Origin of the sequence: Streptomyces sp. NPDC088766, assembly GCF_044750845.1 — a bacterium.
Taxonomy (GTDB): Bacteria; Actinomycetota; Actinomycetes; order Streptomycetales; family Streptomycetaceae; genus Streptomyces.
Window position 1 is genome coordinate 289,748 of the sequence record NZ_JBIVKQ010000001.1, and the last position, 21,183, is coordinate 310,930.

A 21,183-nucleotide genomic window follows, 5' to 3' on the forward strand; every position below is an offset into this window, starting at 1 on the left:
GGTTACTCATCCGTAGAGTAGTGGCGGCCCCACCGATCGGCAGTGCGGCATTTACCACACCTAGGGTGGCTTGCATGACGCCGCGAGATGCAGCAGGAAACCCCGGGACCCCAGGAGATCCAGGACACGGCAGCCGGTGGTCCGATCTGGACCGTCCGCCCCTCAACGCCGTCGCGCTGCGGCGCGGACTCCTCCGCGAGGGCGGGCTGTGGACGGCGGTCGACATCGTGCCCCGCACCGGGTCCACCAACTCCGACCTGGTCGCGCTCGCCGCCGCCGGGAAGGCCGACGAGGGCACCGTCCTGGTGGCGGAGGAGCAGACCTCCGGCCGGGGGCGGCTGGACCGGCGCTGGACGGCGCCCCCGCGCTCGGGGCTGTTCTTCTCCGTACTGCTGCGGCCGGCCGAGGTGCCGGTGGCGCGGTGGGGCTGGCTGCCGCTGCTGACCGGCGTCGCGGTCGCCACCGGGCTGGCCCGGGCGGCGGGCGTCGACACGGCGCTGAAGTGGCCCAACGACCTGCTGGTGACCGTCGGCGGCCAGGAGCGCAAGGCCGGGGGGATCCTGGCGGAGCGGGCCGGGGCGGACGGGGTCGTGGTGGGCGTCGGCATCAACGTCACCCTGCGGGCCGGGGAGCTGCCGGTGCCGCAGGCGGGGTCGCTGGCGCTGGCCGGGGCGGTGAGCACGGACCGCGATCCGCTGCTGCGGGCGGTGCTGCGTTCGCTGGAGGAGTGGTACGGGCGATGGCGGCGGGCCGGCGGGGACCCGTCCCTGTCCGGGCTCCAGGAGGCGTACGCGGCGGGGTGCGCGACGCTGGGGCGGACCGTGCGGGCGGAGCTGCCCGGGGAGCGTTCGGTGGTGGGGGAGGCCGTGGCCGTGGACGGGGACGGGCGGCTGGTCATCGCCACGGGGGAGGGGGTGCGGGAGCCGGTGGGCGCGGGCGACATCGTGCACCTGCGGCCGGCGTGAGCCGTGCCCGGGCGGTTCGTCCTCTAACTCCTCCTGCGGGACGGCCCCGGACGGACCGGGACGCCCGACCGTCGCCGGCCGGTCGACCGGGTCGGTGGCGGGACGGGCCTCTTCTGCGGACGGAGTGAGCTGGCGCACACCTGCCGTAGAGTTGGGGCCGGTCGAAACCTGACCGCGATAGATCGGAAGGGCAGCAGGCGTGACCGTCGACGACACGGGCTCCGACGAGGGCGCGGACGGCCGGGTTGACGTGCCGGCCGCCGACCCCGGCGACGACCCTCTCGCCCTGCGCCTCGAGCAGCTCATCCTCGGCGCCGAGCGCCGCTACACCCCCTTCCAGGCGGCCCGCAGCGCCGGTGTCTCCATGGAGCTGGCCTCCCGCTTCTGGCGTGCCATGGGCTTCGCCGACATCGGGCAGGCCAAGGCGCTCACCGAGGCCGACGTACTGGCCCTGCGCCGCCTCGCCGGTCTCGTCGAGGCGGGGCTGCTGAGCGAGGCCATGGCGGTGCAGGTCGCGCGGTCCACCGGGCAGACCACCGCCCGGTTGGCGGAGTGGCAGATCGATTCCTTCCTGGAGGGGCTGACCGAGCCGCCCGAGCCGGGGATGACCCGTACCGAGGTGACGTATCCGATCGTCGAGCTGCTGCTGCCCGAACTGGAGGAGTTCCTCGTCTACGTGTGGCGCAGGCAGCTCGCCGCCTCGGCGGGGCGGGTCGTGCAGGCCGCGGACGACGACGAGATGGTCGACCGCCGGCTCGCGGTCGGCTTCGCCGACCTCGTCGGCTTCACACGGCTGACCCGCCGCATGGAGGAGGAGGAGCTCGGCGAACTGGTCGAGGCCTTCGAGACCACCGCGGCCGACCTGGTCGCGGGCCGCGGCGGACGGCTGATCAAGACCCTCGGCGACGAGGTGCTGTACGCGGCCGACGACGCCGGCACCGCCGCCGACATCGCGCTGCTGCTCGTCGAGACGATGAGCAACGACCCGACCATGCCCGAGCTGCGGGTCGGCATGGCCTTCGGCACGGTGACCACCCGGATGGGCGATGTCTTCGGCACGACGGTCAACCTGGCCTCCCGGCTGACGTCGATAGCGCCCCGGGACGCCGTGCTCGTGGACAGCGCCTTCGCCGAGGAACTGGTCCGCACCGGCGACGCGCCCGCCTCGGAGACGGCGGCCGCCGAGGCCGCGGCCGCCGCCGAGAAGGAGGGCGAGGAGCCGCCCGGGTACCGGTTCGCGCTCCAGCCGATGTGGCAGCGGCCCGTGCGCGGGCTGGGCGTGGTCGAGCCCTGGCTGCTCACGCGGCGCAACGGCGGCGGCGCGTAGGCCGGTCCGGCGGAGCGAGCCGGAGGGAACCGGCGGGTCGAGTCGGAGGGGCCGGCGGCGCCTTTCGGTCCGGGTGAGCGGGGCCGGTACGTCCGGTTGCGCGGCGTATGAGCCCGTCGTCGCGGTGGGGCCCTCGCGCGAACGCGACCGGGCGTGGGGGAGCCGGCGGCCGAGGACGGCGCCGCCGGGGCACTCGTCCGGGGGGCGGGCGTGCCGGGTCCCGCGTCCTTGGCGCGATCCGCCGGACCGGCTCCGGGTCCCGTTCCCCGGTTCAGTTCGCTGGACCGGTCAGCGTGTCCACGCAGAGTCCGACGACCGGCAGGCAGAGGACGGGACCGCCCGTCGGCCCGGGAGACGGCGGGACGGTGGCCGGGCCGGGCGCCGGGGACGCCGTGGGCCCGGCGGGCCCGGAATCGTGGGGAGGCCGGGGAGACGCGCTCCGGGAGGACGTGGGCGCCGGTGTGCGCGGGCGTGCCGCGGCCGGTGGCGTCGCGCGGGGGCCGTAGGGACCGCTGGGGGCGCGGACCGCGGAGGTCGGGGAGGCGGCGGGGACCGCGGGGGAGGCGGGGGTGCCGCCCATCGGAACGGGGGCGGTGGGCGTCGGCCCGGGTGCCGGGGAGACCGCGCCGGCCACGCCGGTCGCGCCGGCCGGGTGGCCCGTGGCCGTCTCCGGCCGGGTGTCCGCGGTGGGCTGGAGCCGGGGTCCGGCCTCGGCGGTGTCCACGCCGGAGTCCGGGCCCGGCCGCAGCAGGCTCAGGGCCCCCACCGCCAGCGCGAACCCGCCCGCGGCGAACAGCGCCTTCCGGGGCCGAGGCCGGGACCGGGGCCGGCGATGCCGCCCGCGGGTGCGGCGGTGCGGTGCGCGGCCGGTCCCCGTCGCCTCGGTGGCCTCCTCGGCACAGTCCGCTCTCGCGCTTGCGGCCCGGGTCCTCACCGGTGTGGTCGTCATCGCGTGCCCTTCCCGATGTCGTCGCGCCCCCTCTGCGCCGTGGCGGACGCACGTTATGCGCTCCCTTGGGCGGTGCGGGTGGAGTCGGGCGGGATGTCACTCGAACGGGTGGGCGGGGGCCGAGTGCGGCGCGGGCCGGACGCGGCCGGGCCTTTTCCCGGCGCGGCGCGGCTGCGATGATCGGGCGAGCCAGGTCTGTTAACCCGCGTTAACCCGGAGGGTGTCATGAGTGAGGAACGGTTCGGGGAGTTCGTGCTGGTGCGGCGGCACGGGGACGGGCATGTCGCGGAGCTGGCCCTGGACCGGCCCAAGGCCATGAACGCCGTGTCGACCGAGATGGCCCGGTCCGTCGGGGCCGCCTGCGCGGCACTGGGTGACGACCGGGACGTACGGGTGGTCGTGCTCACCTCGACGCACGAGCGGGCCTTCTGCGTCGGGGCCGACCTCAAGGAGCGCAACTCCTTCTCCGACGCCGAACTGGTGCGGCAGCGGCCGGTCGCGCGGGGGGCGTACACCGGCGTGCTGGAGCTGCCCGTGCCGACGGTCGCGGCGGTGCACGGGTTCGCGCTGGGCGGCGGCTTCGAGCTGGCGCTGGCCTGTGACGTGATCGTGGCCGACCGGACGGCCGTGGTGGGGCTGCCCGAGGTGTCGGTCGGGGTGATCCCGGGCGGCGGCGGGACCCAGCTGCTGCCCCGCCGGGTGGGCGCGGCCCGCGCGGCCGAGCTGATCTTCTCCGCGCGGCGGGTCGAGGCCGCCGAGGCGCGGGAGCTGGGGCTGGTGGACGTCCTGGTGGACGAGGGGCGGGACCGGGAGGAGGCGCTGGCGCTGGGGGAGCGCATCGGGGCGAACTCGCCGGTGGGGCTGCGGGCTGCCAAGCGCGCCCTGCGGCTGGGGCAGGGGCTGGACCTGCGGGCGGGTCTGGAGGTGGAGGACGCGGCCTGGCGGACGGTGGCCTTCTCCGGGGACCGGGCCGAGGGGGTCGCGGCCTTCAACGAGAAGCGCAAGCCGCGGTGGCCGGGGCGGTGAACCGGTCCGGGGGAGGCGGGGCCGTCACTCCTGACGCCGCCCAGGAGTCCCCTTTGCGGCGAAATATCCCTAGCCTGGGGAGATGGGTGAGGACAGACGCCTCGCGGCCGTGGTGGCGCTGGCGCAGGGGATGGCGGCGGCGCGCACGCCCCGCGAGTCGTGGCGTGCGGCGGCCCTCGGTGCCTGCCGGGCGCTGGCCGGCGGGTTCGCCGCGCTGTCGGTCTGGGAGCGCGACCTCGGGCGGCTGCGCGTCCTCGTGAACGTGGGGGACCGGGCGCCGGACGAGGACGAGTTCCCGGACGACGAGGCCTATCCGGTGCACCGGTTCCCGGAGATCACCGAGTTCCTGCACGAGCGCTGGATGGCGGGCGGCGAGCCCGACGCCTGGGTGGAGACGGCCCAGGGGCCGGCCGCCGGGCGCCCCGGCTACTGCCACCAGAGGGTCGCCGCCCTGCGCCGGCGCGGGCGGGGCTCCTGCGTGGTCGCGCCGATCGTGCTGCACGGCCGGGCGTGGGGCGAGCTGTATGTGGCCCGCTCCTCCGGCACCCCCGTCTTCGACCGCGGCGACGCCGACTTCGCGACGGTCCTGGCGGCCGTGGTCGCGGCCGGGCTCGCCCAGACCGAGCGGCTGGAGGAGGCCCGCCGGCTCGCCTTCACGGACGCCCTGACCGGCCTGGCCAACCGCCGCGCCGTGGACGTACGCCTGGAGGAGGCGGTGGAGCGGCACCGGGTGCACGGGGACGTGGTGAGTCTCGTCGTGTGCGATCTCAACGGGCTCAAGCGGGTGAACGACACCTGCGGGCACGCCGTCGGCGACCGGCTCCTGGAGCGGTTCGGGTCCGTGCTGTCGCTGTGCGGGGCGATGCTGCCCGGCGGGCTGGCCGCCCGGCTCGGCGGGGACGAGTTCTGTCTGCTCGCCGTCGGCCCGGCCGCCGACGACGTGGTGAAGGTCGCCGACGAACTGTGCCGCCGGGCGGCCGAGTTGGAGCTGGGCGAGGGCGTGGCCTGCGGGGTCGCCTCCACCGGGGACCCGATCGGGCCGGTGCGGTCGGCCCGCCGTCTCTTCCGGCTCGCGGACGCGGCCCAGTACCGCGCCAAGGCCGTCCGGGCCGCCCGGCCGGTCGTCGCGGGGCGGCAGGGGCCCGACGACCCGGTCGTCCGCCTGGCCGACGAGCCGCCGCACGGTCCGGCCGGGGAGCGGCGGCGTTTCCGCGGGCGGCGGTGAGCGGCGGCGCTTGTGCGGGCGGCGCCGGGCGGCGGTGACGTACCGGTAAGCGGCGGTGGCGTACCGGTAAGCGGCGGTGACGTACCGGTAAGGGGCGAAGCCCGCCCCCACTGGTGACATCTTCATCTTCACTGCGTACGCTCCTGAATATGGATATGCACACTGTGGTGGTGGGGACCTCGGGCGTGACCGCGTCCGACGTGCTCGCCGTGGCGCGCGACGGCGCCCGGGTCGAGCTTTCCGAGCAGGCGGTGGCGGCCCTCGCCGCGGCGCGCCAGATCGTCGAGGCGCTGGCGGCCAAGCCCGAGCCCGTCTACGGCGTCTCCACCGGGTTCGGCGCCCTCGCCACCCGGCACATCAGCCCGGAACTCCGCGGCCGGCTCCAGCGCAACATCGTCCGCTCGCACGCCGCCGGCATGGGGCCGCGCGTCGAGCGGGAGGTCGTCCGCGCCCTGATGTTCCTGCGCCTGAAGACCGTCTGCTCCGGACACACCGGCGTACGGCCCGAGGTCGCACGGACCATGGCCGACCTCCTCAACGCCGGCATCACCCCGGTCGTCCACGAGTACGGCTCCCTCGGCTGCTCGGGCGACCTCGCCCCGCTCTCCCACTGCGCCCTCACCCTCATGGGCGAGGGGGACGCCGAGGGCCCGGACGGGGCCGTACGGCCCGCCGGCGAGCTGCTCGCCGAGCACGGCATCGCCCCCGTCGAACTGCGCGAGAAGGAGGGCCTGGCCCTCCTCAACGGCACCGACGGCATGCTCGGCATGCTGATCATGGCCCTCGCCGACCTGGACCGCCTCTACAAGTCCGCCGACGTCACGGCCGCCCTGACGCTGGAGGCACTCCTCGGCACCGACCGGGTCCTCGCGCCCGAGCTGCACGCCATCCGCCCGCATCCCGGCCAGGGCGACTCCGCCGCCAACATGCTTGCCGTACTGGCCGGTTCGGAGCTGACCGGGCATCACCAGGACGACGCGCCCCGCGTCCAGGACGCCTACTCCGTGCGCTGCGCCCCGCAGGTCGCCGGCGCCGGACGGGACACCATGGCCCACGCCCGCCTCGTCGCCGAACGGGAGCTGGCCTCCGCCGTCGACAACCCGGTCGTCCTGCCCGACGGCCGTGTGGAGTCCAACGGCAACTTCCACGGCGCCCCGGTGGCCTACGTCCTCGACTTCCTCGCCATCGCCGCCGCCGACCTCGCGTCGATCGCCGAGCGCCGCACCGACCGGCTGCTGGACAAGAACCGCAGCCACGGCCTGCCGCCCTTCCTCGCCGACGACGCCGGTGTCGACTCGGGCCTGATGATCGCCCAGTACACGCAGGCCGCGCTGGTCGGCGAGTTGAAGCGGCTGGCCGTGCCGGCCTCCGCCGACTCCATCCCGTCCTCCGCGATGCAGGAGGACCACGTCTCCATGGGCTGGTCTGCGGCCCGCAAGCTGCGCACCGCCATCGACAACCTCACGCGCGTCCTCGCCGTCGAGCTGTACGCCGCCACCCGCGCCGTCGAGCTGCGCGAGGGGCTGACGCCGGCGCCCGCGACCCGCGCGGTCCTCGCCGCCGTACGCGAGGCGGGAGTCCGGGGCCCGGGACCGGACCGCTTCCTCGCCCCCGACCTCGCCGCGGCCGACGCCGTCGTGCGCGACGGACGGCTGGTCGCGGCCGTGGAGACGGTGACGGGGCCGCTCCGCTAGACGGCACGAAAGGGCCCTGCCGCAGGCGCGCACGCGCCTGCGGCAGGGCCCCGGTGTGCCTACTTGAGCTTGGCGACCTGCGCCTGGGAGACGGCGGCCGGGACCTTGGAGTCCCCGCCCTTGGCCAGCGCGCCGAGGTTGATCCCGTAGAACGTGGCGACCGTGCTGCCGCTGCGCACCACCTCGACCTGGAAGTTGGCCGTACCCTCGCCGTCCATGTCGGCGACCACGGTGAACGCCACGGACTCCTCGCCGAGCCCGGAGGCCTTGGCCGAAGTGACCTCGGTGGCCTTCTGGGTCTCGCCGTCGGCCGACATGCTGAACCCGCCGGAGCAGGCCGTGACGCTGTCGGTGACAGCCTTCATGGCCTTCTCGGCCCCGTCGCCCTCGTAGGACGAGAGACCGACGAGCGTGGTGGTGACGTCGAAGGCGTCCTCGATGTCCGACTCGCTGATGTCCTCCGGCGACTTGGTGCCCGCCTGAGCCGACTTGTCCTCCGTGACGGTGTTCCGCGCGCTCGCGTCCGTGTCACCCGGCGGGAGGGCGGAAATGGCGTAGACGAGCGGTTCGCAGGCGGACTTGTCGACCTTCACCGCGCTCTTGGACGCCGGCAGGCTGGGGTCGCCCGCGTCGATCTTGTAGCCCTTGACCTCGCCCTGGGCGAGCAGCAGCTTCTCCAGCTCGGCCGCGGTCAGCGCCTTCGCGGCCGGGGCCGAGGACGAGGAGGAGGAACCGGAACCCTTCGAGGATCCCTTGGAGTCCTTCTTCGACCCCTCGTCCGAGCAGCCCGTGATGAGGACGAGCGACAGTGCGCCGACAGCAGCCGTGGCGCACAGGCGCGCCCCCGATGATCTCTTCATGAGCGGACTATGAAGGTCGGGTCAAGTAAGCGTCAAATCAATTCAGAAACCCAGACGTTCCCGGCGAACGGAATACACCACGAAGCCGGCGCCGAGGGCGAGCAGGGTCGTCCCGCCCACGATGTACGGGGTGGTGTCGAAGCTTCCGGTGTCGGCCAGGCGGGTGCCGGCGGAGGTGCCGTCGGCGAGAGCGGTGCCGGCGATGTCCGTGGACGCGGCCCGCGCCTGGGTGGTGACCTGCGTCGTCACGGCCGTTCTGGTGGGCTCGTCCTGGGTCGCCTGGGCGTTCGGGACGAACCACAGGGCACCCAGCAGGGTTCCCGCGGCGGTGGCGGTCAGCAACGGACGGCGAGCGGATGACACGGAATATCGATCCCCTTGTGGCGCTGGCGAATTGGCCGTGTGCACCGATGCTAATGAACGGCGTGGGCCGCGGGAAAGCCGCGGGCGCCGGTAGCCGTACGCTCCGGGGATGACTACCGAAAAGACATCACATTTTGTCCGCCTTCGTCTCGAACTCGTCCTGGAGATCGACGACGAGGGCGCCCTGACCGCGGCCGCGCTGCGGCGACTTGCGGAGGAGGCCGCGGACCCGGAGGTTCCGGAGAGTGAGCGCACGCAGGCCGAGAGTGCTGTGACGGAAGACACGGCCGAGGCCCTCGCCTGTCTCGTGGACCCGTTCGACCTGGTCGGCGAGATCCCCGGCGTCGAACTCCAACAGGCCTCCTGGTCCACCGAGCCCGTCGACTACGACCCCGATTCGCCGGACTGGGACCTCGACGAGGATGATGACGACCGGGACGGCGCGGCGGACGTCGAGGAGGACGGCCGCGCGGGCGGCATCGGCTGAGCGTCTCGGGGAATTCGTGACCCCGGGCGGCAACCACCGCCCGGGGTTTCGTCGTCTCAGGGGACGCGTCGACCGACACCCGCACCAGGGGCCCCGGAGGGGACCGGGCGCCCGCGGACGTGGTGTGGCCCACACATCAGGCATATGTGGAACGGGACGAACCGGTCGTAGCGTTGAAGGTCTTGACGGGGACTCCCGGGGGTTACCGGGATTCGGCGACGATGGAGAAGCGTGTGATGACGGACGGTAGGCGGCGCAGGGGTCTCATGACCGCGTCCGCCCTGCTCGGTGGTGTTCTGGTGCTCTCTGCGTGCTCGAGCGGCGACAGTGACGCGGCCGACGGCGGAGGCGGCTCCTCACAGGCCCAGGCCGACGAGGCGGCGGCCCAGAAGTCCTCCGAGGCCCAGATCAAGATCACACCTGCGGACGGCTCGAACAACGCCTCCATCAACAACTCCGCGACCGTGACCGTGAGCAAGGGCACGCTCACCCAGGTGACGATGACCGCGGCCGACGGCAGCGAGGTGGCGGGCGAGCTGTCCGCCGACAAGACCAGCTGGAAGCCCGGCGTCCAGCTGGAGCGCTCGACCACCTACAAGCTGGCGGCGACCGCGAAGGACTCCAAGGGCCTGGAGGCCCACGAGAACGCCTCCTTCACCACGGTCTCCCCCGACAACAGCTTCATAGGCAACTTCACGCCGGAGGACGGCTCGACCGTCGGCGTGGGCATGCCGGTCTCCATCAACTTCAACAAGGAGATCACCAACAAGGCCGCCGTCCAGAAGGGCGTCACGGTCAACACCACCAGCGGTCAGGAAGTCGCCTGCCACTGGTTCAGCGCCACCCGCATGGACTGCCGGCCCGAGGAGTACTGGCAGGAGAACTCCACCGTCACGCTGAAGCTCGCGCTCGACGGGGTCGAGGGTGCCGACGGGGTCTTCGGCGTCCAGCAGAAGACCGTCACGTTCAAGATCGGCCGCAACCAGGTCACGTACGTCGACGCGAAGACCAAGCAGATGAAGGTCACGCAGGACGGCAAGACCGTGCGGACCATCCCGATCTCGGCCGGCTCGCCCGAGAACAAGACGTACGAGGGCCAGATGGTGATCTCCGAGAAGTTCAAGGAGACCCGGATGAACGGCGCGACGGTCGGCTTCACCGACGACGACGGCAAGGGCGAGTACGACATCAAGGACGTGCCGCACGCCATGCGCCTGACCAGCTCCGGCACCTTCCTGCACGGCAACTACTGGGGCGCCAAGTCCATCTTCGGCTCGGTGAACACCAGCCACGGCTGCGTCGGCCTGTCCGACACCAAGGGCGCCGACGACCCGAACACGCCGGCCGCCTGGTTCTACAACAGCTCGATCGTGGGTGACGTGGTCGTCGTCCAGAACACCGGCGACAAGACCGTCTCGCCGGACAACGGCCTCAACGGCTGGAACATGGACTGGGCGCAGTGGAAGGCCGGTTCGGCCGCCTGACGCACATCCCGTCCACAGTCCACCGGTGCCGCCCTCAGGGGCGGCACCGGTGTTTCCGGGCCCGGGCACAGCCTTCTCATGCTTCTTTTATGCCGGCCTTACGCCTTCATCACGCTCCGTACCTAGCTTGCGGCCATGTTCTTCACCTACCTGAGGCGCGAACTGCGCCGCCGCAGGAAAGCGGCCCTCGTCGTCGCCTCCGGACTGGCCCTGGGCATCGCGCTGGTCATCGTCGTCACCTCCGTGTCCGCCGGCATGGGGAAGGCCCAGGACAAGGTCCTCCAGTCCCTCTACGGCCTGGGCACGGACATGACGGTCACCAAGGCGGCCGAGCCCACCGCCAACACCTCCGAGCGCCCGCGGTTCCGGTTCGACGCGCAGGACGGCGACTCCGACACCGAGCAGAGCAGCGACCGCGTCATGGTCCAGGGCTTCCAGACCCTGTCGGCCGCCACCGTCACCGAGGTCGGCAAGCAGAGCGGCGTCTCCGACGCGGTCGGCGGACTGAGCCTGACGGTCATCAAGGTCAACGGCCAGTTCACCCGTGGCCAGTTCCAGCAGGGCGAGGCCGGCGGACAGGGCCGACCCGGCGGCGGCGACGGCCAGCCGCAGGGCGAGGTCCAGGGCGGCGGCGCCGACTTCGACGTCGACAACTACTCCGTCTACGGAACCGACGTCACCGAGCCCGCGCTCGGCCCGCTGACCTCCTCCGAGATCACCGGCGGCCGTACCTTCAAGACCACCGAGACGAACGCGAAGGTCGCCGTCGTGGACTCGGCCTACGCCAAGGAGAAGAAGCTCAAGGCCGGTTCGACGGTCACCGTCAAGGGCGTCGAGTTCAGCGTCATCGGCATCGCCACCGCCGACAGCGGGGACTCCGCCGCCGACGTCTACATCCCCCTGACGCAGGCTCAGACACTCAGCGACTCCAAGGACAAGGTCACCACGATCTACGTCCGGGCGACCGACTCGCAGAAGATCGACAGCGTCGAGTCCGCGATCCAGAAGAACGTCTCGGGCACGACGGTGACGACCTCCGCGGACCTCGCCGACACCGTCTCCGGCTCCCTCTCCACGGCCTCCTCGCTCGCCACCAGCGTCGGCAAGTGGCTGTCCGTCGCGGTCCTCGTCGCCGCGTTCCTGGTCGCCGGACTCCTCACCTCCTCCGCGGTGTCCCGGCGTGTGCGTGAGTTCGGCACGCTCAAGGCGCTCGGCTGGAAGTCCGGCCGGGTCACCCGGCAGGTCGTCGGCGAGGCCATGGTCAACGGCCTCCTCGGCGGCGCCCTGGGCATCGCGCTGGGCCTCGGCGGCGCCTACCTCGTGACCGCCGTCAGCCCCACCCTCCAGGCCGAGCTGGGCGGCTCCGCCGGCGGCGGCCAGGGCGGCCCCGGCGGCGGCTTCGGCGGTCCGGGCCGGCAGGCCGCGGCCCGCACCCTCGACGTCGCGCTGACGGCGCCGGTGAGCGTCACGACGGTGGCCGTCGCAGTCGGACTCGCCGTCGCCGGCGGTCTGATCGCGGGGGCGTTCGGCGGCTGGCGGGCGTCCCGGCTGCGGCCGGCCGACGCACTGCGACGCGTCGAATAACCAACCGCCGACCCCCGTACCCATTCCAGGAGTTGTTGTCCCCATGTACGAACTCAGAGGCGTCACCAAGCGCTACACCCGCGGCAAGGACACCGTCCACGCCCTCGACGGGGTCGACCTGACCGTCCCGGACGGCGACCGGCTCGTCATCCAGGGCCCCACCGGAGGCGGCAAGTCCACCCTCCTGCAGATGCTCGGCGGGCTCGACCGGCCCAGCGCGGGCGAGGTCGTCCTCGACGGCACCGACCTGGCCGCACTGTCCGAGGCCAGGCTGACGAAGGTGCGCAGCGAGAACATCGGCTTCGTCTTCCAGTCCTTCAACCTCATCCCGACGCTCACCGCGCAGGAGAACGTCGAGACCGCCCTCGTCCCGCTCGGCGTGAAGAGCAAGCAGCGGCGCGAACGGTCCGCCGAGGCCCTGAGGTCCGTCGGCCTCGGCGAACGGCTCGGACACCTCCCCGGCGAGATGTCCGGCGGCCAGCAGCAGCGCGTCGCCATCGCCCGCGCGCTGGTGAAGCAGCCCAAGGTGCTGCTCGCCGACGAGCCCACCGGCAACCTCGACGAGGGCATGCGCGACGAGATCATGGACGTACTGCACACCATGTGGAAGGAGCACGGCCTGACCTTCATCATGGTCACCCACGACTCCACCATCGCGAAGCGGGCCCCGCGCGTGGCCACCATCCGCAAGGGGAGGATCACGGTCAAGGAGAACGCCGTCTCCTGACGCGGTACGGCACCCCGGACACGGCACGGCACGACGCCCCACGGCACGACACGACGCCCCACGGCACGGCACGACGAGCGAACGGCCCCCGAGGCACCGGCCTCTGGCGGGCCGTTCGCGCCCGGCCCGGGAAGGCGCGCGCGTCGTCACACCGGCGACGACGGGGAGCCCGCCCCCGTCCGGCTCGCGTCCGCCCCCCAGCTCGCCAGCAGCCGCAGCGCCTCCGCCGAGGGCGACCCCGGCTCCGCGTGATACGTCACCATCGTCTGCTCACCCTCCCCGAGCAGCTGGAACCCCTCGAAGTGCAGGGACAGCTCACCCACCAGCGGATGGTGCAGCAGCTTCACGCCGTAGCCCTTGTCCTTGACGTCGTGCGTCGCCCACAGCCGCCGGAAGTCCTCGCTCTTCACCGACAGCTCACCCACCAGGGCCGACAGCCGCGGGTCGTCCGGATAGCAGCCGGCGTCCATCCGCAGCGTGCACACGATGTCGATCGCCTTCTGCTCCCAGTCCACGAACAGATCGCGGTAGTCGGGCCGCAGGAACACCAGCCGCGCCCAGTTCCGCTCGGCGACCGGCAGCTCGCCCCAGTCCCCGAACACGGCCGCCGCCATCCGGTTCCAGGCGAGGATCTCCGACCGCCGCCCGACCACGTACGCGGGCACCCCGTCCATCTGGTCCAGCAGCTCCCGCAGCGCCGGCCGCACCTGCCGGCCCCGTGCCGCCGGCTTCTTCTTGTGCTGCTTCGGCTTGGCGAGATGGGTCAGGTGCGCGTGCTCGGCATCGGTCAGCCGCAGCGCACGGGCGATCGAGTCCAGCACCTCCGCGGACACGTTCCGCCCGTTGCCCTGCTCCAGGCGCGTGTAGTACGCCACCGACACCCCGGCCAGCTGCGCCAGCTCCTCGCGCCGCAGCCCCGGCACCCGGCGGTGCCGCCCGAAGTCGGGCAGCCCCACGTCCCCCGGCTTCAGCCGGGCGCGCCGGGTGCGCAGGAACTCGCTGAGTTCGGCACGCCGGTCCAGACGCCCGCCGGGCTGCGGTACGGCATCGGCCTGTTCGTCCATGCGTCCAGTATTCACGGTCGTACGCAGGCGAACCTGACCCCGCCAGTGGTAGGCACGGCGAACGTAGGCACAAGTGAGGCCTGGGTGGACGCCGCGATACGGGGCAGGCTGGACGCCATGCCCGGTCCGAAGGCCGACCGGGCGTACGACTGCTAGGAGAACCCCGGCATGACCACTGTTGCCGCGTACGCCGCACCCTCCGCCAAGGCTCCGCTGGAGCGCACGACGATCGAGCGACGGGAGGTCCGCGAGTTCGACGTCCTGATCGACATCAAGTTCGCCGGCATCTGCCACTCCGACATCCACCAGGCCCGCGAGGGCTGGGGCGAGGCCATCTTCCCGATGGTGCCCGGCCACGAGATCGCGGGCGTCGTCTCCGAGGTCGGCCCCGGTGTGACCAGGTTCGCCGTCGGCGACCGCGTGGGCGTCGGCTGCCTCGTCGACTCCTGCCGCGAGTGCGACAACTGCAAGGCCGGCCTGGAGCAGTACTGCACCGGCGGCAGCGTCGGCACGTACAACGCCGTCGGCAAGGACGGCGAACCCACCTACGGCGGCTACTCGGAGAAGATCGTCGTCGACGAGAACTTCGTCGTCCGCATCCCCGACGGCCTCGCCCTCGACGTGGCCGCCCCGCTGCTCTGCGCCGGCATCACCACCTACTCCCCGCTGAAGCACTGGAACGCCGGCCCCGGCAAGAGGGTCGCCGTCCTCGGCATGGGCGGCCTCGGCCACATGGGCGTCAAGATCGCGCACGCCCTCGGCGCCGAGGTGACGGTGCTCTCCCAGTCGCTGCGCAAGAAGGACGACGGCCTGAAGCTGGGCGCCGACCACTACTACGCCACCAGCGACCCGGAGACCTTCAGGGAACTGGCCGGCACCTTCGACCTGATCCTGTCCACCGTCTCCGCCCCGCTCGACCTGGACGCCTACCTGGCCCTGCTGCGCACGGACGGCGCCTTCGTCAACGTCGGCGCCCCCGAGGAGCCCGTCGCGCTCAACCTGTTCTCGGTGATCGGCGGCCGCAAGACCCTCGCCGGCTCCGGAATCGGCGGCATCCAGGAGACCCAGGAGATGCTGGACTTCTGCGCCGAGCACGGCTTCGGCGCCGAGATCGAACTGATCAGCGCCTCCGAGATCAACGAGGCGTACGAGCGGGTGCTGGCCAGCGACGTCCGCTACCGCTTCGTGATCGACACGGCGACCATCTGACGTCCCACGTCACCATCGACGGGCCCCGGCCGCACACGCCGGCGGGGGCCCTCGTCGTACGTCCTCCGCGGGCCCGGCCTCTTGGTCAGCCCGCGGAGAAGGACTCACCGGCGCCGTACGACCGCACGAGCGCCCCGCCGCCCGGCGCGGGCCGTACGGAGTGGGCGCGGCCGACTCCCGAGACCTGCGCCCGTCCGCCCACGACCCGCACCACCGTGTTCTCGTCGACGGCGACCCCGTGCGCGAGCCGCCCGCCCGCCACGACCGCGGCCAGCCGCGCCAGCGTCCCCCACTGCGCCGCGTGCACGTCCACCCCGAACGGCACCAGCCCCAGTCCGGGCCGCACCTCGATCTCCTCCAGGTCCTCCGCGGTGTCCGGCGGGCACACCGCCACCCCGTCCGCCAGCCAGCCGCCGACCACCGCGTCCCGCGCCGCGATCGCGGCCCCCGCGGAGTAGCCGGCGTACGGCACACCCCGCTCGGCGAGCAGCGCGGGCAGCGCGTCACGACTGCCGGCGAACGCCTCCTGGTAGGCCGGTGTCAGCCCGCCGCACACCAGCAGCGCGTCCACGTCCGCCGTCAGCGCCCCCGGCTCGAACGGCTCCCCGAGCGGCAGCAGCAGCGGCACCGGCGCGCAGTCGCCGGCCTTGCGCAGCAGGGTGTCGTACCGGGCGAACAGGCCGGCGCCTTCGCCCTCGTCGACGAGGACGCACAGCACCCGGGGCACGGCCGCGGAGGCGGCGCGCAGGAAGGGAGCGTAGACGGCACCGACGGCCGACTCGTCCTGCCCCCCACCGATCAGGAACACGTCACTGCTGCCATTCATGCGGATCTCCCCGGGGTTCGGTACGGACGACGTGGACGGATGCGGATGCAGCCGCGGTCGAACCGGCTGCCCGCGCAGTAACTCACGAACGAGCGGCCGTGCGCCGCCGGATTTCCTCGACGCCCCTGCCGGGTGCGGGTGCGGGTGACGGGGGCGGCAGCCGCAGGGGCGGACGGAGCGCCGGCCGGGGTGGCGGGCGCGCAGGCGGTGCGGCTCGGCGGGCGTGGCGGGAACGGCATGCGCAACGTCGTCGGAGGGAGCGTGCGCCGGGTGAGTGAACCGCGTGGTGCTTGCGGGCGACCCTCGTGAACGCCTGAGCCTTCGCTCCCGGCATTCCCGATAGGAAGCACGGGCCACGTCCCCGAGTGAGAGATCGGCCCGACCATGTTGAAGAAGGCTGCGCTGCGGATCGCTTCCGCCACGGCACTCGCTGTCGCCTCGTTGACTTTCGTCCCCTCGGCCGCCGCATCGGCGGACCCGTTCCCGGGGACTCCCGAGCAGATCCGTGACACCGGGCCCTGCGGCCCGACCGGCGGGTACCGGCCGTCGGAGTGGGCACTGACCACGACGGACCGCACGATCAAGCCGCAGGTGGACCTCGCCGCGGTGCGCGAGGACTGGTACTGGCGGCACGACGACAACACGCTGTGGCGGGGCGACACCCGACCGGACCCGCAGGCGATCTTCCGCAGCGGTTTCACCCCGCTGGGTACGGACCTCACACCGCTGTCGAAGTGGATCATCGGGGGCGGCGGTCAGAACACCGCGCACGTGAGCACCAGTTGTGACCGGTGGGTGGCGCAGGGATTCGCCACAGGGGGCGGGAAGGACGGCTGGGTGTACGCGATCCAGGCCCCCGGCGGAATCGACGTGAACGCCACCGCCCGGATGACCGGCATCCAGTCGCCGTACCTGTGGAACAAGGAGATCGACTTCCCGGGCGGGGTACAGGGCAGGTTCATCGAAGGGGCGTGCCAGTACCACTGGGCCGGCCTCGACCCCCAGACGAACGCCAGCATCTACCAGAACCTCGGCTGCGTGACGAACCCCGGCTTCCGCCCCGTCGGGGGTGCGCGGACACGGGCGGCCCTGACCGCTCCGTCCCACTCACGCTGACGCCGACACTCCGGCTGTGCTGCGGCAAACGGAGACGGCTCATCTCGACGGTGTGGGCACGGGCAGACGCGGGGAAGGACCGGCCGAGAACCTCCCCGTGGCCCGATGACGGGCCGAGCAGTGGGCTGACGGCCCGGAAACTGCCCGACCGGTCGTTTCCGGGCGCGGCCTTCCACTCCTCCTGTGGCGGTTCGCCGCGTCCGACGGTCACGGACGGACAAAAGACCTCGGAGCCGCCGGTCGAGGTCGTGCGCACCCGGGACGGTGCTCGGTGTGCGCCCTGCGCGCGGGCAGCGCGCACGATCGCGGCCGACCGCGGCACCCCACCAGGCCGAACAACGCCCCAGCCGTGTCCGGACACCTCACCCGCGCAGGTGGGCCAGGAGTTCGTCCGGGGCGGGGTAGGGGCGTTCGGGCGGGAGGAGCCGGGCCGCGGCGTCGAGGTCGCCACCGGCCACATGGCCGCGTATCTCGCGGGCGAGCGGCGTCACGTCGCGGACGGCGACCGTCCACTCGTCCGCGTAGCGTCGTGCTGCCTCCCCGGTGAGGCCGAGTTGCAGCGACCGGTACGGCAGGGCCCGCAGACGCAGGTCCCGCTCGGGATCCCACTGCACGCGAGCGGGCGCACGCTTCAACTGACGTTGCCAGGCCGCGCGCTCGGCGTGCACCTCGGGCACGTAACTCGACAGACAGGCGTGCCGCAGCGCCCAGTCGAAGCCCTCGCGCGAGATCTCGACGGCGAGGACCGTCTCCTGTCCGGCCTTCTCGCCCCAGCCGCAGCGGTACATCATCCACAGGAACGACGGCTTGATCCAGGTCATCCGGTCCCGCTTCCACGCAGCGGGGAAGCGGCCGTCGCGCGCGGCGGGCACGCCGATCTCCGGTGGGTACGCCTGGTGGACGGTGACCGTGGACTCCGTGTGGACGGCGCGGATCCGGCGTTGCGGTTCTTCCATGGCGTACAGCGTGCGGCCGCCCGGTGCGGGCGGCCACCGATTTAAGGACTCAGCCCCCGGCCCTGGCCACACCGATCGGGCACGACAGCCCGGTGCCGCCGAGGCCGCAGTAGCCGTTCGGGTTCTTGGCGTCGGAGAGGTACTGCTGGTGGTAGCCCTCCGCCGGGTAGAACGTCCGGTCCTGCGCCGGGAGGATCTCCGTGGTGATCGTGGGGTGGCCCGCCGCCGTGAGGACCTGCTGGTAGGCGTCGCGGGAGGCTTCGGCCGTGGCGGACTGGGCGGGGGTGTGGGTGTAGATCGCGGAGCGGTACTGGGTGCCGACGTCGTTGCCCTGGCGGAAGCCCTGGGTGGGGTCGTGGGACTCCCAGAACGTCTTCAGGAGGGTCTCGTAGGAGATGACGTCCGGGTCGAAGACCACGCGGACCACCTCCGTGTGGCCGGTCAGGCCCGAGCAGACCTCCTCGTACGTGGGGTGCTCGGTGTGGCCGCCCTGGTAGCCCACCAGCGTCGTCCACACACCGGCCGGGAGCTGCCAGAACTTGCGCTCCGCGCCCCAGAAGCAGCCCAGGCCGAAGTCGGCGGTCTCCAGGCCCTCGGGGTAGGGGCCGAGCAGCGGGGTGCCGAGCACGGTGTGGCGGTCGGGGACGGAGAAGGCCGGCTCGGTGCGGCCGGGCAAGGCCTGCTCGGGGGTCGGGAGCTGGGGCTTGCTGCTGTGCAGGAACATGCGGTCTCCAATCAGGGGTCCGGGCATGTCAACGCCTGTGGGCCCCGGCGCATTCCGGCCCGGGGCCCGAGCCACGGGCCGGGCCGGGCTCGTGTCCGGGCTCAGTTCGGGAGCGACGCGGGGTTGCCGCCGTTGGCCTCGTACCCCGCCACGGCCAGCGCGCGGTACACCGCGAACTCGCCCGCCGGGTCGGCGGACAGGGTCCAGGGCAGCGCGCCCACGTGGCCGTCGACGTGGACCAGCTGGTTCACCGCCTCCGACCAGCGTTCGGCGCGCACCAGGAAGAAGACCAGGAGGTGGCGCACGTGCGCCAGCATGGGGTCGTCGGGGCGGGCCGCGTGGACGGCGAACAGGGCGCCGTGGATCGCCCTGGTCACGACCTCGCTCTGGTAGAAGCCGGTGACCAGGTTGACCTCGGGGAGGTGCTCGAACACCGCGAAGAGGGGCATCGCCGCGAGGAGGGAGCCCCGGGGCGCGCGCGCCGCCGCGGCCTCCGCGAAGGACATCGCCGTCTCGCGCGAGCCGTGCCACTTCTCGCACCAGTAGTGCAGGGCCGCCAGATGCGCGCCCATGTGCGCGGGGGCGCGGTCCAGGATCTTCAGCCAGAGCTGCTCGAACTCGCGCTGCGAGTAGCCCAGACCGCGGGCCACCGACAGCTCGACGATGTACGGGACCGGGTCACCGGGGGCGAGCAGCGCCGCCTGTCCGCAGGCGTCCTTCGCCTCCTCCATGATGATCCGGAAGTCGTCCGTGCCCGGCGTCGAGGTGCGCCACGCCTGCTGGACGAGGAACTCGGCGTGCACCGCCGCACCGCCCGGATCCTCGGGCGCCTCGGCGCGCCACACCCGCAGCCACTGCCCGCCCGGCGTGTCACCGACCCCGCCGGGCCGCTGCTGCAGCTCCAGTGCGGCGGCGCCCGCGAAGGCCTGCACGCGCTGCCAGCGCCGCTCGCCCTCGACCTCGGTGCCCACCAGCAGTTGCCGGGCGGCCCGGTGGTCCTGGGTGCGCTGCACCACGTCCAGGACGTCGAGCAGGTCCTGGTCGGGGCCGGGCATGCGGATGTCCAGCTCCTCCTCGCGGACGAAGCCGTAGTCCGCGGGGTCCGCGGCGTCGGGGTGACCGGCCGGGACCTGCTCGATCCCGCCGCGCCTGCGCCGCAGGAACGGCAGCAGCACGAAGCTGAGCATGACCAGCGCGATCAGGACCCAGAGAATTTCCATGCCCCAAGGGTTCCAGACGCCGCCGACAATTGGCCAACCCCCTCCGCCCGCCTGTGGAAAACCTCCCGGTGGGGGCGGCGGCCACCCCGCCGTCCCGCACCTTCGACTCCGGCGCACTACGCTCGGTGCCCATGAGCGACAGGCACATCAGTCAGCACTTCGAGACCCTCGCGATCCATGCGGGCAACACCGCCGATCCCCTCACCGGCGCGGTCGTCCCGCCGATCTACCAGGTCTCGACCTACAAGCAGGACGGCGTCGGCGGGCTGCGGGGCGGCTACGAGTACAGCCGTAGCGCCAACCCGACCAGGACCGCCCTGGAGGAGAACCTGGCCGCCCTGGAGGGCGGCGTCCGGGGCCTCGCGTTCGCTTCCGGACTGGCGGCCGAGGACTGCCTGTTGCGTACGCTGCTCAGCCCCGGCGACCACGTGGTGATCCCCAACGACGCCTACGGCGGCACCTTCCGGCTGTTCGCGAAGGTCGTCTCCCGGTGGGGTGTGGAGTGGTCGGTGGCCGACACCAGCGACCCGGCCGCCGTACGGGCCGCGATCACCCCGAAGACGAAGGCGGTGTGGGTGGAGACCCCCTCCAACCCGCTGCTCGGCATCACCGACATCGCGGCCGTCGCGCAGGTGGCGCGGGACGCGGGCGCCCGGCTCGTCGTCGACAACACCTTCGCCACGCCGTACCTCCAGCAGCCGCTGGCGCTCGGCGCGGACGTCGTCGTGCACTCGCTGACCAAGTACATGGGCGGCCACTCGGACGTCGTCGGCGGTGCGCTGATCGTGGGCGACCGGGAACTGGGCGAGGAGCTGGCTTACCACCAGAACGCGATGGGCGCGGTCGCCGGTCCGTTCGACTCCTGGCTGGTGCTGCGGGGCACGAAGACGCTGTCGGTGCGCATGGACCGGCACAGCGAGAACGCCACCAAGGTCGCCGACATGCTCACCCGGCACGCACGCGTGACGAACGTCCTCTACCCGGGTCTGCCGGACCACCCCGGTCACGAGGTCGCCGCCAAGCAGATGCGGGCGTTCGGCGGCATGGTGTCGTTCCAGGTGGCGGGCGGCGAGGAGGCCGCGGTCGAGGTGTGCAACCGCGCCCAGGTGTTCACACTGGGCGAGTCCCTCGGCGGCGTGGAATCGCTGATCGAGCACCCCGGGCGCATGACGCACGTGTCCACGGCCGGTTCGGCCCTGGAGGTCCCGGCCGACCTGGTGCGCGTCTCGGTCGGCATCGAGAACGTCGACGACCTGCTGGCGGACCTCCAGCAGGCCCTCGGCTAGGGCGTGTCCGACGATTCCCGCCGGGCGCGCGACGCCCGGCACGGCTCCCCCACTGCCCGAAAGGCGTGGGAGGTGCTCCCGGCACCGGACG

The 21,183-nt window shown here is 72.9% G+C and carries 19 protein-coding genes; 12 read left to right on the forward strand and 7 right to left on the reverse strand.

Translation table 11 applies throughout. The features are described 5' to 3' along the window. Positions 1 to 74 precede the first annotated feature (74 nt). From ACIP5W_RS01300 to hutH, 5 genes are all read left to right on the forward strand, one after another. Positions 75 to 965 carry a biotin--[acetyl-CoA-carboxylase] ligase gene (locus ACIP5W_RS01300; RefSeq protein ID WP_401464870.1) on the forward strand — a complete coding sequence of 297 codons (891 nt, stop codon included), beginning with the start codon at positions 75 to 77 and terminating at the stop codon, positions 963 to 965. Positions 966 to 1,164: 199 nt separating this feature from the next. After that, positions 1,165 to 2,292, forward strand: a complete 1,128-nt coding sequence (locus ACIP5W_RS01305; RefSeq protein ID WP_401464873.1) for an adenylate/guanylate cyclase domain-containing protein — start codon at positions 1,165 to 1,167, stop codon at positions 2,290 to 2,292. 1,174 nt (positions 2,293 to 3,466) lie between these two features. Further along, positions 3,467 to 4,267: an enoyl-CoA hydratase/isomerase family protein gene (locus ACIP5W_RS01310; protein WP_401464876.1), complete on the forward strand. Its 801-nt coding sequence runs from the start codon at positions 3,467 to 3,469 to the stop codon at positions 4,265 to 4,267. 82 nt (positions 4,268 to 4,349) lie between these two features. Beyond that, positions 4,350 to 5,492 carry a diguanylate cyclase domain-containing protein gene (locus ACIP5W_RS01315; RefSeq protein WP_401464879.1) on the forward strand — a complete coding sequence of 381 codons (1,143 nt, stop codon included), beginning with the start codon at positions 4,350 to 4,352 and terminating at the stop codon, positions 5,490 to 5,492. A 155-nt stretch (positions 5,493 to 5,647) separates the two neighbouring features. Next, a complete protein-coding gene (gene hutH, locus ACIP5W_RS01320) occupies positions 5,648 to 7,186 on the forward strand; it encodes a histidine ammonia-lyase (protein ID WP_401465640.1) in 1,539 nt (512 codons plus the stop codon). Between the two features lie 59 nt (positions 7,187 to 7,245). Here the strand turns inward: hutH and ACIP5W_RS01325 are convergent, their stop codons facing one another. Continuing rightward, complete coding sequence (locus ACIP5W_RS01325) at positions 7,246 to 8,046, reverse strand: hypothetical protein (protein ID WP_401464882.1); 801 nt, start codon at positions 8,044 to 8,046, stop codon at positions 7,246 to 7,248. Positions 8,047 to 8,088: 42 nt separating this feature from the next. After that, positions 8,089 to 8,409, reverse strand: a complete 321-nt coding sequence (locus tag ACIP5W_RS01330) for an LAETG motif-containing sortase-dependent surface protein (protein ID WP_401464885.1) — start codon at positions 8,407 to 8,409, stop codon at positions 8,089 to 8,091. A gap of 109 nt (positions 8,410 to 8,518) precedes the next feature. Between ACIP5W_RS01330 and ACIP5W_RS01335 the strand changes: the two genes are divergently transcribed. The 4 genes from ACIP5W_RS01335 to ACIP5W_RS01350 all read left to right on the forward strand — a co-directional run bounded on the left by ACIP5W_RS01335 (position 8,519) and on the right by ACIP5W_RS01350 (position 12,691). Then, the gene (locus ACIP5W_RS01335; RefSeq protein ID WP_401464888.1) at positions 8,519 to 8,896 is read left to right on the forward strand and encodes a hypothetical protein; all 378 of its coding nucleotides are present in this window, start codon (positions 8,519 to 8,521) and stop codon (positions 8,894 to 8,896) included. Between the two features lie 236 nt (positions 8,897 to 9,132). After that, a complete protein-coding gene (locus ACIP5W_RS01340) occupies positions 9,133 to 10,380 on the forward strand; it encodes an Ig-like domain-containing protein (RefSeq protein WP_401464891.1) in 1,248 nt (415 codons plus the stop codon). 135 nt (positions 10,381 to 10,515) lie between these two features. Then, positions 10,516 to 11,964: an ABC transporter permease gene (locus tag ACIP5W_RS01345; protein ID WP_401464894.1), complete on the forward strand. Its 1,449-nt coding sequence runs from the start codon at positions 10,516 to 10,518 to the stop codon at positions 11,962 to 11,964. Positions 11,965 to 12,007: 43 nt separating this feature from the next. Next, the gene (locus tag ACIP5W_RS01350) at positions 12,008 to 12,691 is read left to right on the forward strand and encodes an ABC transporter ATP-binding protein (RefSeq protein WP_401464897.1); all 684 of its coding nucleotides are present in this window, start codon (positions 12,008 to 12,010) and stop codon (positions 12,689 to 12,691) included. 146 nt (positions 12,692 to 12,837) lie between these two features. On the opposite strand, the gene ACIP5W_RS01355 is transcribed toward ACIP5W_RS01350, so the two are convergent. Beyond that, on the reverse strand, positions 12,838 to 13,755 hold the full coding sequence (locus ACIP5W_RS01355; RefSeq protein WP_401464900.1) for a helix-turn-helix domain-containing protein: 918 nt from the start codon (positions 13,753 to 13,755) through the stop codon (positions 12,838 to 12,840). Between the two features lie 168 nt (positions 13,756 to 13,923). Here ACIP5W_RS01355 and ACIP5W_RS01360 point away from each other — a divergent pair, with 168 nt between their 5' ends. Then, entirely contained in the window at positions 13,924 to 14,964 is a 1,041-nt protein-coding gene (locus ACIP5W_RS01360; protein WP_401464903.1) for an NAD(P)-dependent alcohol dehydrogenase, read from the forward strand. 85 nt (positions 14,965 to 15,049) lie between these two features. Here ACIP5W_RS01360 and ACIP5W_RS01365 read toward each other — a convergent pair whose 3' ends face one another. Then, a complete protein-coding gene (locus ACIP5W_RS01365) occupies positions 15,050 to 15,790 on the reverse strand; it encodes a hypothetical protein (protein ID WP_401464906.1) in 741 nt (246 codons plus the stop codon). Between the two features lie 384 nt (positions 15,791 to 16,174). Between ACIP5W_RS01365 and ACIP5W_RS01370 the strand changes: the two genes are divergently transcribed. After that, on the forward strand, positions 16,175 to 16,906 hold the full coding sequence (locus tag ACIP5W_RS01370) for a hypothetical protein (RefSeq protein WP_401464909.1): 732 nt from the start codon (positions 16,175 to 16,177) through the stop codon (positions 16,904 to 16,906). A gap of 362 nt (positions 16,907 to 17,268) precedes the next feature. Here ACIP5W_RS01370 and ACIP5W_RS01375 read toward each other — a convergent pair whose 3' ends face one another. The 3 genes from ACIP5W_RS01375 to ACIP5W_RS01385 form a co-directional block, all read right to left on the reverse strand. Beyond that, on the reverse strand, positions 17,269 to 17,862 hold the full coding sequence (locus tag ACIP5W_RS01375; protein ID WP_401464911.1) for a DUF4291 domain-containing protein: 594 nt from the start codon (positions 17,860 to 17,862) through the stop codon (positions 17,269 to 17,271). A gap of 49 nt (positions 17,863 to 17,911) precedes the next feature. After that, on the reverse strand, positions 17,912 to 18,586 hold the full coding sequence (gene msrA / locus ACIP5W_RS01380; RefSeq protein ID WP_401465643.1) for a peptide-methionine (S)-S-oxide reductase MsrA: 675 nt from the start codon (positions 18,584 to 18,586) through the stop codon (positions 17,912 to 17,914). A gap of 101 nt (positions 18,587 to 18,687) precedes the next feature. Then, complete coding sequence (locus ACIP5W_RS01385; RefSeq protein ID WP_401464914.1) at positions 18,688 to 19,806, reverse strand: hypothetical protein; 1,119 nt, start codon at positions 19,804 to 19,806, stop codon at positions 18,688 to 18,690. Positions 19,807 to 19,937: 131 nt separating this feature from the next. On the opposite strand from ACIP5W_RS01385, the gene ACIP5W_RS01390 reads away from it, so the two are divergent. Continuing rightward, on the forward strand, positions 19,938 to 21,092 hold the full coding sequence (locus ACIP5W_RS01390; protein WP_401464917.1) for a cystathionine gamma-synthase: 1,155 nt from the start codon (positions 19,938 to 19,940) through the stop codon (positions 21,090 to 21,092). Positions 21,093 to 21,183 lie beyond the last annotated feature (91 nt).

Excerpts from the sequence above, each read along its gene's own strand:
- ACIP5W_RS01340 (WP_401464891.1), top strand. The coding sequence starts at position 9,133 with ATGACGGACGGTAGGCGGCGCAGGGGTCTCATGACCGCGTCCGCCCTG.
- ACIP5W_RS01300 (WP_401464870.1), top strand. The coding sequence starts at position 75 with ATGACGCCGCGAGATGCAGCAGGAAACCCCGGGACCCCAGGAGATCCA.
- ACIP5W_RS01310 (WP_401464876.1), top strand. The coding sequence starts at position 3,467 with ATGAGTGAGGAACGGTTCGGGGAGTTCGTGCTGGTGCGGCGGCACGGG.
- ACIP5W_RS01375 (WP_401464911.1), bottom strand. The coding sequence starts at position 17,862 with ATGGAAGAACCGCAACGCCGGATCCGCGCCGTCCACACGGAGTCCACG.
- ACIP5W_RS01355 (WP_401464900.1), bottom strand. The coding sequence starts at position 13,755 with ATGGACGAACAGGCCGATGCCGTACCGCAGCCCGGCGGGCGTCTGGAC.
- ACIP5W_RS01365 (WP_401464906.1), bottom strand. The coding sequence starts at position 15,790 with ATGAATGGCAGCAGTGACGTGTTCCTGATCGGTGGGGGGCAGGACGAG.
- ACIP5W_RS01350 (WP_401464897.1), top strand. The coding sequence starts at position 12,008 with ATGTACGAACTCAGAGGCGTCACCAAGCGCTACACCCGCGGCAAGGAC.
- ACIP5W_RS01345 (WP_401464894.1), top strand. The coding sequence starts at position 10,516 with ATGTTCTTCACCTACCTGAGGCGCGAACTGCGCCGCCGCAGGAAAGCG.
- msrA (WP_401465643.1), bottom strand. The coding sequence starts at position 18,586 with ATGTTCCTGCACAGCAGCAAGCCCCAGCTCCCGACCCCCGAGCAGGCC.
- ACIP5W_RS01315 (WP_401464879.1), top strand. The coding sequence starts at position 4,350 with ATGGGTGAGGACAGACGCCTCGCGGCCGTGGTGGCGCTGGCGCAGGGG.
- ACIP5W_RS01385 (WP_401464914.1), bottom strand. The coding sequence starts at position 19,806 with ATGGAAATTCTCTGGGTCCTGATCGCGCTGGTCATGCTCAGCTTCGTG.
- ACIP5W_RS01370 (WP_401464909.1), top strand. The coding sequence starts at position 16,175 with ATGTTGAAGAAGGCTGCGCTGCGGATCGCTTCCGCCACGGCACTCGCT.
- ACIP5W_RS01325 (WP_401464882.1), bottom strand. The coding sequence starts at position 8,046 with ATGAAGAGATCATCGGGGGCGCGCCTGTGCGCCACGGCTGCTGTCGGC.
- ACIP5W_RS01390 (WP_401464917.1), top strand. The coding sequence starts at position 19,938 with ATGAGCGACAGGCACATCAGTCAGCACTTCGAGACCCTCGCGATCCAT.
- ACIP5W_RS01360 (WP_401464903.1), top strand. The coding sequence starts at position 13,924 with ATGACCACTGTTGCCGCGTACGCCGCACCCTCCGCCAAGGCTCCGCTG.
- ACIP5W_RS01335 (WP_401464888.1), top strand. The coding sequence starts at position 8,519 with ATGACTACCGAAAAGACATCACATTTTGTCCGCCTTCGTCTCGAACTC.
- hutH (WP_401465640.1), top strand. The coding sequence starts at position 5,648 with ATGCACACTGTGGTGGTGGGGACCTCGGGCGTGACCGCGTCCGACGTG.